This window comes from Streptomyces oryzae, assembly GCF_017676365.1.
GTDB lineage: Bacteria > Actinomycetota > Actinomycetes > Streptomycetales > Streptomycetaceae > Streptomyces > Streptomyces oryzae.
In genome coordinates this window covers 1-14,724 of the sequence record NZ_JADKMA010000196.1, presented here as the reverse complement: position 1 = coordinate 14,724, position 14,724 = coordinate 1, and the positions used below count along the sequence as shown (strand labels likewise).

General features: G+C 71.6%; 12 protein-coding genes and 1 pseudogene. 4 read left to right on the top strand and 9 right to left on the bottom strand.

The window, feature by feature from the left end; translation table 11 throughout:
• The 3 genes and pseudogenes from ITI46_RS35160 to ITI46_RS28270 all read right to left on the bottom strand — a co-directional run.
• A pseudogene (locus tag ITI46_RS35160) lies at nt 1-170 on the bottom strand (acyl-CoA dehydrogenase); the annotation flags it as partial.
• A gap of 8 nt (nt 171-178) precedes the next feature.
• Nucleotides 179-1,348, bottom strand: coding sequence for an acyl-CoA dehydrogenase family protein (locus ITI46_RS28275; RefSeq protein ID WP_209242749.1), 1,170 nt, complete (start codon nt 1,346-1,348; stop codon nt 179-181).
• Nucleotides 1,349-1,397: 49 nt separating this feature from the next.
• Nucleotides 1,398-2,588 (bottom strand): amidohydrolase family protein, encoded by a 1,191-nt coding sequence (locus tag ITI46_RS28270; RefSeq protein WP_209242748.1) that lies wholly within the window; start codon nt 2,586-2,588, stop codon nt 1,398-1,400.
• A gap of 167 nt (nt 2,589-2,755) precedes the next feature.
• Between ITI46_RS28270 and ITI46_RS28265 the strand changes: the two genes are divergently transcribed.
• Nucleotides 2,756-4,468: a class I adenylate-forming enzyme family protein gene (locus ITI46_RS28265; protein WP_247746722.1), complete on the top strand. Its 1,713-nt coding sequence runs from the start codon at nt 2,756-2,758 to the stop codon at nt 4,466-4,468.
• A 95-nt stretch (nt 4,469-4,563) separates the two neighbouring features.
• Here the strand turns inward: ITI46_RS28265 and ITI46_RS28260 are convergent, their stop codons facing one another.
• Nucleotides 4,564-4,944, bottom strand: a complete 381-nt coding sequence (locus tag ITI46_RS28260; protein WP_209242747.1) for an STAS domain-containing protein — start codon at nt 4,942-4,944, stop codon at nt 4,564-4,566.
• Nucleotides 4,945-5,359: 415 nt separating this feature from the next.
• On the opposite strand from ITI46_RS28260, the gene ITI46_RS28255 reads away from it, so the two are divergent.
• Together ITI46_RS28255 and ITI46_RS28250 are read left to right on the top strand one after the other, a co-directional pair.
• Nucleotides 5,360-5,932 (top strand): sigma-70 family RNA polymerase sigma factor, encoded by a 573-nt coding sequence (locus ITI46_RS28255; protein WP_209242746.1) that lies wholly within the window; start codon nt 5,360-5,362, stop codon nt 5,930-5,932.
• Nucleotides 5,929-7,215, top strand: a complete 1,287-nt coding sequence (locus ITI46_RS28250) for a zf-HC2 domain-containing protein (RefSeq protein WP_209242745.1) — start codon at nt 5,929-5,931, stop codon at nt 7,213-7,215. The genes ITI46_RS28255 and ITI46_RS28250 overlap by 4 nt, the downstream gene beginning before the upstream one ends.
• Before the next feature lie 39 nt (nt 7,216-7,254).
• On the opposite strand, the gene purU is transcribed toward ITI46_RS28250, so the two are convergent.
• From purU to ITI46_RS28230, 4 genes are all read right to left on the bottom strand, one after another.
• Nucleotides 7,255-8,172 carry a formyltetrahydrofolate deformylase gene (gene purU, locus ITI46_RS28245; RefSeq protein WP_209242744.1) on the bottom strand — a complete coding sequence of 306 codons (918 nt, stop codon included), beginning with the start codon at nt 8,170-8,172 and terminating at the stop codon, nt 7,255-7,257.
• Between the two features lie 52 nt (nt 8,173-8,224).
• Nucleotides 8,225-8,725, bottom strand: coding sequence for an SCO4402 family protein (locus tag ITI46_RS28240; protein WP_209242743.1), 501 nt, complete (start codon nt 8,723-8,725; stop codon nt 8,225-8,227).
• Between the two features lie 154 nt (nt 8,726-8,879).
• Nucleotides 8,880-10,856 (bottom strand): hypothetical protein, encoded by a 1,977-nt coding sequence (locus ITI46_RS28235; protein ID WP_307808352.1) that lies wholly within the window; start codon nt 10,854-10,856, stop codon nt 8,880-8,882.
• Nucleotides 10,857-11,060: 204 nt separating this feature from the next.
• Complete coding sequence (locus ITI46_RS28230) at nt 11,061-12,452, bottom strand: NsdA family TPR-like regulatory protein (protein WP_209242742.1); 1,392 nt, start codon at nt 12,450-12,452, stop codon at nt 11,061-11,063.
• A gap of 305 nt (nt 12,453-12,757) precedes the next feature.
• Here ITI46_RS28230 and ITI46_RS28225 point away from each other — a divergent pair, with 305 nt between their 5' ends.
• On the top strand, nt 12,758-13,468 hold the full coding sequence (locus tag ITI46_RS28225) for a bifunctional DNA primase/polymerase (RefSeq protein ID WP_209242741.1): 711 nt from the start codon (nt 12,758-12,760) through the stop codon (nt 13,466-13,468).
• Nucleotides 13,469-13,541: 73 nt separating this feature from the next.
• On the opposite strand, the gene ITI46_RS28220 is transcribed toward ITI46_RS28225, so the two are convergent.
• Nucleotides 13,542-14,522, bottom strand: coding sequence for an alpha/beta fold hydrolase (locus tag ITI46_RS28220; RefSeq protein WP_209242750.1), 981 nt, complete (start codon nt 14,520-14,522; stop codon nt 13,542-13,544).
• Nucleotides 14,523-14,724 lie beyond the last annotated feature (202 nt).

Here is a 14,724-nt window from a genome sequence, read left to right as displayed (position 1 = left end):
CTGCCGTCCCCGTCCACCCCGCCGCCGTCCCCGTCCGCCTTGCCGCCTCCGTCCACCCCACCGTCCCAGTCCGCCACGGCCCGCAACGCCTCGCGCCCGAAGCGGACCGCGAGCAGTTCGCGCATGCCGCGCCGCAGGGCCTCCTGGTCCTCGGTCAGCCGGAAGTCCATCCGGGCCGTCACCGTCCCTTCGGCAGGCCGAGGATGCGCTCGGCGACGATGGTGTGCTGGATCTGCGTCGTACCGGCGGCGATGGTGTACGAGAGGGAGGAGATCCGCTCCAGTGCCCACTCCTCCGCCAGGTCGAGCGAGTCGGGGCCCAGCACGGCGGCAGCGGCCTCGTACAGCTCCTGCCGTGCGTGCGAGTAGCGCAGTTTGAACACCGAGCCGCCCACTCCTGGCACGCCGGTGCCGCCCTGGCGCAGCCCGTGCGCTGCCTCGCTGACGTTCCACTGGATGAGTCGCCACAGTGCGGTGAATTCGGCGTTCAGCCGGCCCAGCCGACGGCGCACTGCTGCGTCGTCCCAACGGCCGTTCTGCTGCGCACGCCGCGCGAGCAGCCGCAGAGTGCGACGGCAGGCGACGACTTCGCCGACGAACGCGGTGCCCCGCTCGAAGGAGAGGGTCACCATGGTGACGCGCCAGCCGTCGTTCTCGGCGCCGACCCGGTTGCCGACGGGCACCCGCACCTCGTCCAGGAAGACCTCGGCGAACTCCCGCGACCCGGTGGGCGTGCGCAGCGGGCGTACGGTGACGCCGGGCGCGTCCATGGGCAGCGCGAGCCAGCTGATGCCCCGGTGCCGAGGTGCTTCCTGGTCGGTGCGGACCAGCAGTTCGCACCAGTCGGCGACCTCGGCGTGCGAGGTCCAGATCTTGCTGCCGGTCACCACATAGCTGTCGCCGTCGCGCACGGCGCGGGTACGCAGCGACGCCAGGTCCGAGCCGGCGTCCGGCTCGGAGAACCCCTGGCACCACACCTCATCGCCGCGCAGGATCGGCGGCAGCCAGCGGGCGCGCTGCTGCGGGCTGCCCTCAGCCGCGATCGTCGGCCCGGCGTGCAGCAGTCCGACGAATCCGGCACCGACGTACGGCGCTCCGGCCGCTTCCGTCTCCTCCAGGAAGATCAGGTGCTGGGTTGGCGTAGCGCCCTGGCCGCCTGCGTCCTTTGGCCAGTGAAGTCCGGCGTAGCCGGCGTCGTACAGCCTGCGCTGCCAGTCCATGTCGTACGCGCGCCGCGCGGGCCAGTCCAGCGGATCGGGGCGGGGCGGCAGAGTGGGCAGCACCTCGGCGAGCCAGGCGCGCAACCGCGCCCGGAACTCCTCTTCCTCCCGCGTATACGCCAGCTCCATGGACGCCCCCTCACCCGGGCCGGGAACTCACACCGGTCGGACCCGGACCTCACACCAGATCGAGCTCAAGCATGCGGATGGCGTTGCCCCGCATCAGCTTGTGGACGGTCTCGTCGTCCAGCCCCTTCATGTGCTCCAGGGCGACCCGTTTGGTGTGCGGGAACGTCGAGTCGACGTGCGGGTAGTCGGTCTCGAAGGTGGCGTTGTCGCGGCCGACCGTATCCAGTGCGGTGACGCCGTGTTTGTCGCGGAAGAAGCAGCAGAAGATCTGCCGGTAGTAGTAGGTCGAGGGCGGCTCGGGGATCAGGTCGCGGACGCCGCCCCAGGCGCGGTGCTCCTCCCATACGTCGTCGGCGCGCTCCAGTGCGTACGGAATCCAGCCCATCTGGCCCTCGCTGTAGGCGAGCTTCAGCCGCGGAAACCTGACGAGCACGCCACTGAAGAGGAAGTCCGTCATCGAGGCCATCGCGTTGTTGAAGGACAGCGACGCCTGGACGGCCGGGGGCGCGTCGGGGGAGGCGGCGGGCATCTGGGAGGAGGACCCGATGTGCATGTTGACGACGGTGCCGGTCTCCTCGCAGGCGGCGAAAAAGGGGTCCCAGTAGCCGCTGTGGATGCTGGGCAGGCCGAGATACGTCGGAATCTCGCTGAAGGTGACCGCACGCACCCCTCGCGCCGCGTTGCGCTGGATCTCGGCGACGGCCAGTTCGATGTCCCACAGCGGAATGAGGCACAGCGGGATGAGCCGGCCCCCCGAGTCGCCGCACCACTCCTCGACCATCCAGTCGTTGTAGGCGCGGACGCAGGCCAGTGCGACCTCCTTGTCGTGCGCCTCGGCGAAGGTCTGGCCGCAGAACCGGGGGAAGGTGGGGAAACACAGCGAGGCTTCCACGTGGTTGAGGTCCATGTCCTTGAGGCGCTCGGCCGGGTCCCAGCAGCCGGGCCGCATCTGCTCGCGGGTGATGCCCTCCAGCGTCATCTCGTCCCGGTCGAAGCCGACTGCGGCGATATTGCGCTTGTACGGGAACTTCAGGTCCTCGTAGATCCACCAGTCGGTGGGCGGCCCGTCCGGGTCCATGGTGATCCGGTACTTGCCGCCGACGTACTCCAGTTCACCGATTCCGGCGGTGACGGGCTTGGGGCCCCGGTCACGGTACTTGGCCGGCAGCCAGGTCTCGAAGAGGTGCGCGGGCTCGATCACATGGTCGTCGACGCTGATGATGCGCGGTAGTTCGGTCACGGGCGTGGCCCCCTCGCCATACCGATGAATCTGATGACCCGTCAGGACTGGATCGGAAAGAGGCTAGCCCCGCGGCCTCTGGACCGACAAGGCGTCCCGCCCTACGCTTCCGAGAATCCTGACGGAGCGTCAGGTATTGATCTCTCCTGGGGAACCTAGGGGGCAGCATGTCCGCTGTCGCACATGAGCTCAGCGCCTCGCGCACCCTGTGGGAACTGGTCGTACGCCGGGCGGAGCTGAGTCCGGACGCGCCGGTGCTCATCCAGGCGTCCGACAACACGGTTGACGAGGAAATCGACGACTGCCGGGCCGACGGCCCCCGAGTCGGCGACAACCGGGTTGACGACAACCGCATTGACGACAGCTCGGTTGACGACAACCTCGTTGACGACAACCCCGTTGACCCCGAACAAGACACCCCCGTTGACGACCCCTCCCTCACCTTCGCCCAGCTCCGCACCCGCGCCGAGCGCACCGCCGCCGGGCTGTACGAGCAGGGCGTGCGCCCCGCGCACACCGCCGCCTGGCAACTGCCCACCCGCATCGAGACCGTCGTGCTCTCCCTCGCCCTGGCCCGGCTCGGCGTACGGCAAACGCCGCTGATACCGGGGCACCGGGAACGCGAGATCGCCCTCGCGCTGCGGGCGACCGAAGCGGACTGGTATATACACCCCGGCCAGTGGAACGGCACCGACTACGCCGCGCTTTCCGACCGCGTCCGCGAGCAGCACGGGCCGACGCCGCGCACCCTGACCGCGTACGACACCCTTCCGGACGCCGATCCGGGCTCCCCCACCGCACTTCCGGAGCCCCCCACCGACGGCACGGCAGTGCGCTGGATCTACTGGACCTCCGGCACCACCTCTCAGCCGTGCGGGGTGCGTCACACCGACCGCAGTCTGATCGCGGGCGGCTCCTGCCTGGCGCACGCGCTCCGGCTGCGCTCCGACGACGTCGGCTCGATCGCCTTCCCTTACGCGCACATCGGCGGCCCCGACTACCTGGTGATGCTGCTGCTGTACGGATTCCCCGCCGTACTGTTCGAGAAGTTCGCGATGCCCGGCGCGCTGGCGGGCTACCGGCGGCACGGGGTGACCACGGCGGGCGGCTCGACGGCGTTCTACTCGATGTTCCTGGCCGAACAGCGCAAGCGCCCCGGCCACAAGCTGCTCCCCGCGCTGCGGCTGCTCGCGGGCGGGGGCGCGCCCAAGCCTCCGGAGCTCTACCACGAGGTGGTCGCCGAACTGGGCTGCCAACTCACCCACGGCTACGGCATGACCGAGGCGCCGATGATCACCATGGGCTCTCCCGACGACACCCCGGAACAGCTCGCCACCACAGAGGGCCGCCCGCCGGCGGGGATGGAGATCCGGATCACCGGTCCTGACGGTGCACTGCTGCCGCCCGGGAGCGAGGGAGAGGTCCGGCTGCGCGGCGAGGCGGTGTGCCAGGGCTATCTGGACCCGGTCAGGACCGCGGAGGCGTTCGACGCGGACGGCTTTCTGATCACCGGCGACGTGGGGCGCGTACTGGAGAGCGGGCACCTGGTGCTCACCGGACGCACCAAGGACATCATCATCCGCAAGGGCGAGAACATCTCGGCCAAGGAGATCGAGCAGCTCCTCTACGAACACCCTGCGGTCGCCGACGCTGCGGTGATCGGGCTGCCCGACCCGGAGCGGGGCGAGCGGGTCTGCGCGGTCGTCGAACAGCCCACAGGGGCGCCGCCGGTCACGCTCGGCGAACTGACCGCGTATTTAAGGGGCGTGGGACTGGCCACCTACAAACTGCCGGAGCAGTTGGAGGTGATGGCGCAGCTGCCGCGCAACGGCACGCTGCGCAAGGTGCTCAAATACCAGCTGCGGGAGAGATTCAGCTGACTTCAGGAGGCCCGGACGGCAGGCACGGCTCCGGAGGACCGGTTGGCCGGCACAGCAGTGCGCGGTCGGGCCGTGAACGGTCGGGCCGTGCGCGGTCAGGCCGTGAGCGGGCCGGTGGCGGTGTGTGCCTCGGTGGCCGCTGCCAGGTCCGGGTAGCAGTCGAAGAGGCGCCGCACTCCCAGCGCCGCCAGCACCCGGTTCACATGCGAGCCGTCCTCGGCGCCGCGCGCGGGCAGGATCAGCCGCAGCCGCCCCGCACAGGAGCGCATCAGTCGTCGCGAGGCGATCAGGACACCCACTCCGCTGGAATCGCAGAAGAGGACCTCGGACAGATCGAGTACCAGGCTTCTGCGCCCCTCCGCCACGGCATCGTGCACGTGCTGCCGCACTGCGGGCGAGGTGACCAGGTCCAGCTCACCGGAGACCCGGAGCACGGCCCATCCGCCCCGCTCCTCCTCCAGCACCTTCAACGACACTCCCCGCAACCCCTTCGTCGATCGCCTACAACAGTCGGCTGCCCTGGCCTACCCCTCCAAAACTGGTCCCAGGGAAACGACCCTAAGCGGTCCGGCGGTATTACCCGGGGGAACCTGCGAGAACTTGTGGTCACGCCCCCATAACGCTCGGCAGCTGCCACCCCTTCCGCCCCTCTCCCCCGCCCGGCCCAAGCGCTCTGTGAGGGAAAGTACACCCTGGGCAACCATCGGGGGCGCGCGTTGCCGCAAAAGGGGCGTGCGTTGTCAGTTGCTCGCACTACATTCGAGGGGTCGATGAACACCACTAGAGAACGGGCATCACACGAGGCGGAAGGGAACGCCGAAAGCGGCACTGCCGGACGCGGACCGATGCGGACGGGCAGCCGGCGGCGGACCCGAGGGGCTGGGGGCCATCATGGCGAACGACACACCACCGCGCTGGGACCGGAAGATGCAGCAGCGGCTCGCGCGCGGCGAGGCCGCGGCGCTCGGCGAGCTCTATGACCGCTTCGCCTCCCTCGTGCACGGCCTGGCCCACCGGGTGCTGGACGACGAAGAGGCCGCCGACAGCGCCACCCGGGAGGTCTTCGCCCACATCTGGGAGAACCCGCACACCTTCGACCCGCGTGAAGGCCCCATGCGGTCCTGGATAGCGGATCTGACGCAGCGGATGGCGACCGGCAGGCTGCGGCAGCTGCAGCGCAGCGCCGGGCCCTGCTCCCCCGAGCAGGCCGAGCGGTTCGAGGAGCAGGTCCGTACCGCGGCCACCGCGGCCCGCGCCGACTACATCGTCACCTCCATGCCCTCCTCACTGCGGGCAGCGCTCGAACTGGCGTATTTCGAGCGCCGCGACTACCGCCAGACTGCACGTACGCTCGGCGTCACCGAGGACGAGGCCCGGCGCAGGCTGCGGCTCGGCCTCCAGCTCCTCTCCTCCGCCGTGACGCAACCCGCCATGGCGCCACCGGGCTCGGGGCAACGGCCATGAGCACCTCACCGACACCACCGCCGACGCCGCCCGGCCCGGAACAGCCGTCCGTGCCGGGACGCAGCGGGCCCTCCCCTGCCACAGGCTCCGCCGAACCAGGGCCCGAGGGCGAGCTACGCGACCATCGCACCCTCACCTCGCTGCTCGGCGCCTGGGCGCTGGCGGCCTGTTCCCAGGAGGAGACCGCCGCCGTCGAAACGCATCTGACCGACTGCGCACCCTGCGCGGAGGAGGCACTGCGGCTGCGCGACGCGGTGGGACTGCTGCACTCCGAGGACAGCCTCGACCTCGACCCGATGCTGCGCTCCCGGGTGCTGGAAGGCTGTCTGCACCGTCGTCCGGCGCGTATTCCGGTGCCCGCCTGGGTGGCTCCCTACGACGCGGAGACGGCCCGGCTGGACGCCCTGCTGCGCGACATGGCCGAGGAGGAGTGGCGGGCGCCGGTACAACTGCGCTGGTTCGACGGCGAACAGCAGACCACCAGGGAGACGACCGTGGCCGGCGTCCTCGGTCACCTGCTCGCCGTCGACGGACTGGTCGCGGCCGGGATCGGACTGCCCGACCCGCTGCCCGCAGCAGCGCTGCCCGCCGACGCGCCCACTGCCGGACCCGCCGCCGCATCCGGCGCCGACCCGCAGACGCGCACGGAGATCTACTGGTCGCTGAGCGGTGCCCGGCACCACACGCCGGCCGCCCGCGAACCCTGGCGGCAGCAGAGCCACGCCATGATCCGCGACGTGTCGTTCCTGGCCGTGGACGACGGCAGCGCCCTGGGCGACCGCACCGCGCACGGGCGGCTCGTCTCCTACGGCAACTTCTCGCTGCCGCTGCGCGACGCGTTCCTGGACCGCGCCTTCGAGTGCTGGATGCACGCGGAGGACATCGCGGACGCCGTCGACTACCCGTACGGACCGCCAGGGCCCGCCCATCTGAATCTGCTGGTCGACCTCGCGGCCCGGCAGTTGCCCGGCGCGATCGCCGCCCGCCGCCGTACGGGGCTGGCGCCGCCGCCCCACGGTCTGGCCATGGCCGGTGCGCCGGGCCGCACCCTGCACCTGGAGATCGAGGGCAACGGGGGCGGCGACTGGTACATCCCGCTCGACTCCCCTGGCGCCCGCGCCTCCCCGGAGAGCAAGGTCGCCCACATCGCCCTGGACGGGGTGGAGTTCTGCCAGCTCGCGGCCGGTCATGTGCAGCCGCTGGAGGCTGCCGCGGGCCACGACGGCGACCGGCAGGCCATCAAGGACGTCCTCTTCGCCACGGCTTCGCTTTCGCGGTTGTAGCGCGGGTGCGGCCCGGCCCTCGCATGCGGCCGGGGCCGGTCAGGCGAAGACGACCGTGCGGTGGCCGTTGAGCAGTACGCGGTGCTCGCTGTGCCACTTCACCGCGCGGGCCAGCGCCTGGCACTCCACGTCACGTCCGACGGCGACCAGCTGCTCGGGGGTGACCTGGTGGCCGACGCGCTCGACCTCCTGCTCGATGATCGGCCCCTCGTCGAGGTCGGCCGTCACATAGTGCGCCGTGGCGCCGATCAGCTTGACGCCGCGGGCGTGCGCCTGGTGGTACGGCTTGGCGCCCTTGAAGCTCGGCAGGAAGGAGTGGTGGATGTTGATGATCCGCCCGGACAGCTGCTTGCACAGGTTGTCGGAGAGGACCTGCATATAGCGGGCCAGGACCACGAGTTCGACCTGCTCCGCCTCGACCAGCTCCAGCAGTCGCTCCTCCGCGGCCGCCTTGGTGTCCTTCGTCACAGGGATGTGGTGGAAGGGGATGCCGTAGGAGGAGACGAGTTCGGCGAAGTCCGTGTGGTTGGAGACCACGGCGGCGATCTCGATGGGGAGCGCGCCGATCCGGGAGCGGAAGAGCAGGTCGTTCAGGCAGTGCCCGAACTTGCTCACCATCAGGATGACCCGCATCTTCTCCTCGGCCCGGTGGATCTGCCAGTCCATCCGGAAGGAGTCGCCGACGGCGGAGAAGCTGGCCCGCAGCTTCTCCACGGTGGTGCTGCCGGTGAAGTGGACGCGCATGAAGAAGAGCCCGGTGTCGCGGTCCCCGAACTGCTGGCTGTCCTCGATGTTGCAGCCCGTCATGAACAGATAGCTGGAGACGGCGTGCACGATGCCCTGGTTGTCCGGGCACGAGAGGGTGAGGACGAACTGACCCGCCGACTCGCCTTCAGCCTTTTCGGCGGTTTCAGCGGTTTCAGCGGAGTTGTCGGGGGCGGAGTGCGACTGGCTCATGGTTTCAAGACTGGCACATCACTCAGGGTGCCTGAGCATGCCGTCCGACCGGTCACACCGCCCTGAGCATGATCGCCAGGACCTCCAGGGAGCGCGGCGGCTCGTCCGGGTCCTCCCCGTCGTTGCCGGCGAGCAGCGCATGGGCCTCCCGCGCAGCCCGTACCGCCTCCGGCCAGGCCGGGTGTTCCAGATACGAGGCGACGGGGGCGTCCGCGCCGACCTGGTGCATGATGCGCAGCACCCGCAGCACGGCGGCGTCCACCAGCTGGGCTTCCTGCGCGTCCCGGAAGATCGTTCCGACGTATTTCTCCGCCGACCAGTTGTCCAGCCAGGTGTCCTCGACCAGGCGGTAGACGGCGTCCGTGACATCGCCGTATCCGGGGCGTCCGGCCAGCCAGCACTCGTGCTGGAACGTCTGGTCGGAGAGCATGTGCAGCGCGGAGCGCACGTTGCTGCGCCAGCGCCACCAGGGCACGTCGTTGACAGGCATGCCGCCTATGGTGGTGGAACGACGGCCACGTCGGGAAGACTTCACGGAACCTGCTTGCTGCATGGTCACCGACCCTACGTTCCGCGCACCGGCCCCTCGGCCCCGCCCTCACGCTCCCTGGGAAAGCCGCTCTCCCTTGGGAGCGCACCCTGCCCGGCGCCTGCGCCCTGCCCAGCGTCTCCCAGCCCGGGCGCCTCCCGGCGCAGGCCAACGGCGCTCACAGCGCGGTGTACTGCCGCTCCTTGAGGCCGTACTTCTTCGCCGTCGGGTTCCACAGCCCCGCCGCCTTCTTCTTGGCGGTGGTCGCGCTGCCGCTGGCACGGTTGCCCGCGGAAAGCCGGCCTGTCGGCTTGGCCTTGCCCTTGTGGCAGCCCTTTTTGCGTGCCACCTGGTCGGCCCAGGCCGCGTAGTGGGTGTCGGCGGAGGCCGAGGAGCGCCAGGCACTCTTGAGGGCCGAGTTCAGTTCCGCGCTGTCGGGGATGTGGTCCGTCTTCAGCTTGTCGAGCCGTCGCACCAGTCCGGTGCGCTGCTTGGCCGCTGACCGCAGATCGGCCGCCGCCTTGCCCAGCGACTTGCAGGCCCTGATGTTCTGTACGGAACGGATGACGCTGGAGCGGCTGTTGTTGCTGTCGGCCAGCAGCGCGTCCAGCTTCTTGGCCTGCTCCTCGGCGGGGTCCGGCGCCGCGGAGGACTTCTCTCCCGCGGGGGCGCTGGAGGCCTTCGGCTTGTCGTCGGCGGGCTCGTCACCGCCGTTCGCGAGGAGGAGCCCGACGACGAGGCCGATCACCGCCACGCCCACCAGGCCGCCCGTGATCAGCAGCGCCGGAGACGTCCTGCGCCGCCCGCGGTCGGCGTCGCGCCGCGCCGCCCGGCCGCCGGGCTGCGGCTCGTACTGCTGTGAGCCCGGCTGCGGGTAGCCGTAGCCCGCACCGCCGCGCTGCGGCCCCGGCGGCTGCTGCGGGTAGCCGTAGCCACCACGCGGTGCGCCCTGCTGCGGGTAGCCGTAGCCGGTGCGGGGCGGCGCCTGTGTCTGCGTCTGCGTTGCCTGGTCGAATATCGGCAGGCTCTGGGTCGAGCCCGGCTCGTCGTGGCCCGCCGCCGGCTGCCCGGGCCCCGCGGAGCGCGGGGAGTCGGAACGGAAGAGGTTCTCGAACTCCGGCAGGGGCCGCCGGGCCCCCGTACCGCCCGCTGCGGCCGCCCCGGCACCGGCACCGGCACCGGGTGCGCCGCTCCCGCCCGACATCGGGGGAAGCATCTGGGTCGCCTCGGAGTCGCTGTCCACGCCGCCCGCGACGGGAGGCAGATACTGCGTGGCCTCGCTGTCCGGACTGCCTCCCACCGGCCCGGCGGGCTGCTGCGGCGGCAACATCTGCGTGCCGTCCTCCGCGCCGACCGGGCCACCGGCGGGCGCCCCGCCCGCCGCGAAGGGCGGCAGCATCTGAGTGGCCTCGCTGTCACCGAACCCGCCCTGCGGTCCCGCCGGCGGCCCGGCGGGCGGCGCCGGCGCTGCGGCGGGCATCGGCGGTACGGGCGGTGCCGGCGGAGCCGCCCCGGCGTCGGAGCGGTCCGGCATCGCGTGCCGTCCGGAACCCCGCCGGGCTCCGGGCTGCGGCTGCGACTGTGATTGCGGCTGTGGTTGCAGCTGCGGCTGCGGTTGTGGCTCCTGTGGGGGCAGCGCGTGGGTGCCGCCGCCCGCCGAGGACGCCCCGTACGGCTCCGGCATACCGACGCCCGGCTGCGCGTACCCCGCGCCGGACGACGGCATCGCACCCGGTCCGGGAGCGCCGGGCCCGTCCGGCAACGGCATCGCACCGGGACCAGCAGGAGCAGCAGGAGCGGGAGGAGTCCGCGGGCGGGCCGGGGTGCCCTCCGGAGGGAGGGGCAGCGAGCCGCCGGGGGCGGTGTCCTGCGGGGCGCCCCAGTAGCCGGGGGCGCCCTCAGGGGCACCGGTGTCCGCACCGCTGTCCGGGGCGCCGCCGTGCGCCGTCTCGGAGCCGGGGCCCCAAGGCTCCCCCCAGGGCTGCCCAGCGGGCGGGCGTACGCGCTCGCGCTCGGCCTGGCGCTGCTGCTGAGGAGTCCAGGGGTCGCCGTTGGCCGGCAGCACGACCCCCTCGTACGGGGTCGTGGAGGCGGGCAGGGCGTCACCGGCGGAGCCGGAAGTCCCGTCCTGTCCGCGTCCGTTGTGCGTTGTCACCGAGACTCCTCGTTCGCATGGCTTGCGGAAGCGTCGGCTCACGCTACCGGTTCACACCAACGGGGGACCACGCACCCAGATGTGCGGACACCCTTCCTTCACCTGATGTCGTTATGAAGCTCTCAAACAGGGGCGAACTCCGCATTCCGCGGAGCCGGTGCGCACCTGTTGCCCCGGCTGCTCGCTGTCGGCGGCATGGGCACCTCACGCCACTGCGGCCGACTCCAGGCTCTCGTGGAACTCCCGCACCACCGGCTCCTGTCGGTACGGCTCCAGCCGCTGCCGGAAGTCGTCCAGATACTCCGCGCCCCGGTCCGACCGCAGCCCGGCGAGCAACTGCGCCGCCTGCCCGGCCGTATGGCAGGCACGTTCCACCTCGCGCTGCTGCACCTGAGCGTCGGCCAGCAGGAACAGCCCGATCGCGCGCCGCCTGGCCCGCCCCTCCGGGTGCCCGGTGACGGCCTCCTCGGCGCGCGCTGCCGCGCTCTCGGCCTGGCCCAGATCGCGGTGGCAGTGGGCCAGTTCGTCGGCGAGGTAGGCGCGGTCGAAGTGGGCGATCCAGAGCGGGTCGTCACCGGAGTCGGCAGCCGCCTCTGCGCCGTCCATCGCCGTCAGAGCGCGGGTGACTGCGGCCTCGCAGGCGCGCGCGTCCCCCATCAGCGCGTGCCCGCGCGCCTCGGCGGCGTGGAACATCGCCTCCACGCGCGGCGTCACCCTCCCGCGCGCCCCCTCCTGTGCCGCGCGGGCCAGCTGCGCGATCTCGCGGGGGTTGCCCAGCGAGGCGGCCAGATGACTCATCCCGGCGGCGAGCACATAGCCGCCGTACGCCCGGTCCCCCGCAGCCTGGGCCAACCGCAGGGACTGGATGTAGTAGCGCTGCGCCAGCCCGTGCTGACCGGTGTCCACGGCCATATAGCCCGCCAGTTCGGTCAGCCGGGCCACCGCGGCGAACAGCGACCGGCCGACCGCCTCCTTGTAGGAGCCCGCGAGCAGCCCCGCGACGACGCTGTTGAGGTAGTGCACCACCACGGGCCGGATGTGGCCGCTGCCGTAGCGGTGGTCGAGCTCGGACAGCGCCTCGGTCATCGCCTGTACGGCCGCCACATCCGCCTCGCCCACCCGGGCCCCGGAGGAGCGGGCAACTTGGTTGTCGGGCTGGGTGATCAGCCAGTCGCGGCTCGGCTCGACGAGCGCGGAGGCGGCCACGGTCGAGCCGGTCAGGAAGTCCCTGCGGCCCACGTCGCTGCGCCACAGTTCGCAGACCTGCTCGACGGCGCCTACGACCGTGGGGGCGAACTGGAGGCCGACGCCGGAGGCGAGGTTCTTGCCGTTGGCCATGCCGATCTCGTCGATCGTCACCGTACGCCCCAGTTTTCGGCCGAGGGCCTCGGCGATGATGCCGGGGGCGCGGCCGCGCGGCTGCTGTCCGCGCAGCCAGCGGGCGACGGAGGTCTTGTCGTAGCGCAGATCCAGTCCGTGCTCGGCGCCGCACATGTTGACGCGGCGGGCGAGGCCCGCGTTCGAGCACCCCGCTTCCTGTATGAGCGCTTGCAGCCGTTCGTTGGGCTGCCTCGCGACGAGCGGCCTGGCGGCCATGCGATCCCCCCTCGGTTCAGCGTTTCCGTGGTGCGGACCCGGCTTGGTCACAGCTCACTGATCGGTGCAAATGCCCGTGATCCCCGGCAAACCCCACCCTTCACAGCACAGTGCACCGGAGAGGGACTACCCACCCAAGACGGCTCTTCTGTGCACGCGCCCCTACACATGCCCCCATGCGCCGTTCCGAGCGCGGCCTGCCCCCTGAACCGCGGAAACGGCGACGGCACGGCCGCCGTATGCACCGTCGCGCCTCGACCCGCCCCGTTCCGCCCCCGTAACCCCTCCGAGGGACGAAAGTTGTGATGGTCGTGGAAGAGACCATCACCTTTACCTCTGGAGCGACCACGAACACGCGCCTCCCCCGACAGCGAACGACCTCCGCCGCCGCTCCGCCCGCTTCCCCGCTCGAACACGCGGTGCGCTACGCCCAGGAGCGGGCCTGGGACGTCTTTCCCGGCACCTGGCTGGAGACGGTGGACGGCGTCCCGCGCTGCGCCTGCGGCGAGTCCGGCTGCCCCGCACCCGGCGCGCACCCGGCGCGCGCACGCTGGGCGGACGAGACGACGGGGAGCGCGACAACTGTGCGCCGGTTGTGGGAGACCGAGCCGCGCGCCGCCGTACTGCTGCCGACCGGCCGCGCCTTCGACGCACTGGAGGTCTCTCAGACCGTGGGCTGTCTGGCGCTGGCCCGGCTGGAGCGGATGTCACAGCCGCTGGGGCCTGTCACCTGCACTCCGCACGGCCGGATGGTCTTCTTCGTCCTCCCCGGCGTCGCCGCCAAGGTCCCGGCCACCATCCGCCGGCTGGGCTGGTCGCCCACCGCGCTGGATCTGCACGCCAAGGGAGCGGGCGACTGGGTCGCGGCCCCGCCCACCCGGTTCGGCACCCGCGGAGCCGTCCAGTGGGCCCGAGAGCCCAACGCCGCCAACCGCTGGCTCCCGGACGTCGATGAGCTGTTGCCCACCCTGGCCTACGCCTGCGGCCGCGAAGCGCCCTTCGCTCCCGATGCCTGAGGCCCGACGCCGGGCCCGCTGCCGCTGTTCGGGAGCAGCCGGTGCGCGGCGGGGCATACCACCGCAGGCGGCGTCAGCCCGCGTAGCGGTCGGCGGGGAGGGCGGCCTGGAGGAACGGCTCGACGACGCGCCGCCAGTCGTCCGGCTGGTCGTAGTGGATCAGATGCCCTGCCTCGGTCACCTCGGCGTAGATGCCGCGCGGCAGCACCCGCACCATCTCCTGCGCCTCGGCGCGGCCCAACTCGCCGTCGAGTCCGCGGACCACGAGGGTGGGGCAGCGCACCTGGGCGAGCTCGTCCCAGTGCGCGTCGTACACCCACGCCTCGCGGACCCGCATCATCACCTCCGGTGAGAACACCGGCCGCCAGCCGTCCTCCCCCTCGGTCATCACCTCGGCGAAGAACTCACCGCGCGAGGGCCGGGGGCGCTCCAGCGAGGGGTCGTCCTCGCCGAACCATCTGCGTACGTCGGCGAGTGTCGCAAAAGGGACCGGCCAGGACTTGAACCACTCCTCCCACTCGCGCTGCGACTGCTCGCCGAGGGCCGAGGCCCGCATATCGCTGATCACCAGGGCCTGGACGAGGTCGGGGCGTTTGGCGGCCAGTTGCCAGGCAGTCAGCGCGCCCATGGCGTGGCCGACGAGCGCGACCGGGGCGAGGCCTAGATGTTCGAGCGCGGCCTCCGCGTCGGCGACGTACGCCTCCCGGTCGTAGCGCGCCTCGTCCGGTTTGCCGCTGCGGCCGTGGCCGCGCTGGTCGAGGGCGATGGCGCGGTAGCGATCGGTGAGCCAGCGGGCCGTGCCGGCCCAGTGCGAGGCGCGGCCCATCAGTCCGTGCAACAGCAGCACGCCCGGTGGTTTGCGGCGCGGTGTCCCAGGCTCCTGTCCGGCGTCCGGGGGCCTGTCGGCCCTGTCCGTTCGGCTGCCTGGCGCGCTCGGCACGCTCGGCGCGGCGGCGCCGGCCAGAGCCTCGGGGCCGGCCTTGGGCGGATCGGCGAACTCCCATGCCGCCAGCTGGATTCCGTCAGCGCCCGTCACATCGATCCGTCGCACCATGCGTCGTGACACCCCCACTCCTGTGACCGCCGCGTCAGACTATCGAACCTTTATTCGAACAGTCGGGGCTCACGGCGAAGACCCCACCTTTGAGTGACAACGTTGCGGGGTTGCCCGTCGTCCCCCGGGGGAGACAGGAACCGGGAGGGCGGCAGACCCTGAGAGCTCGGGGCTCCGGGTCGCCGCGGGGGGACATGGGGAG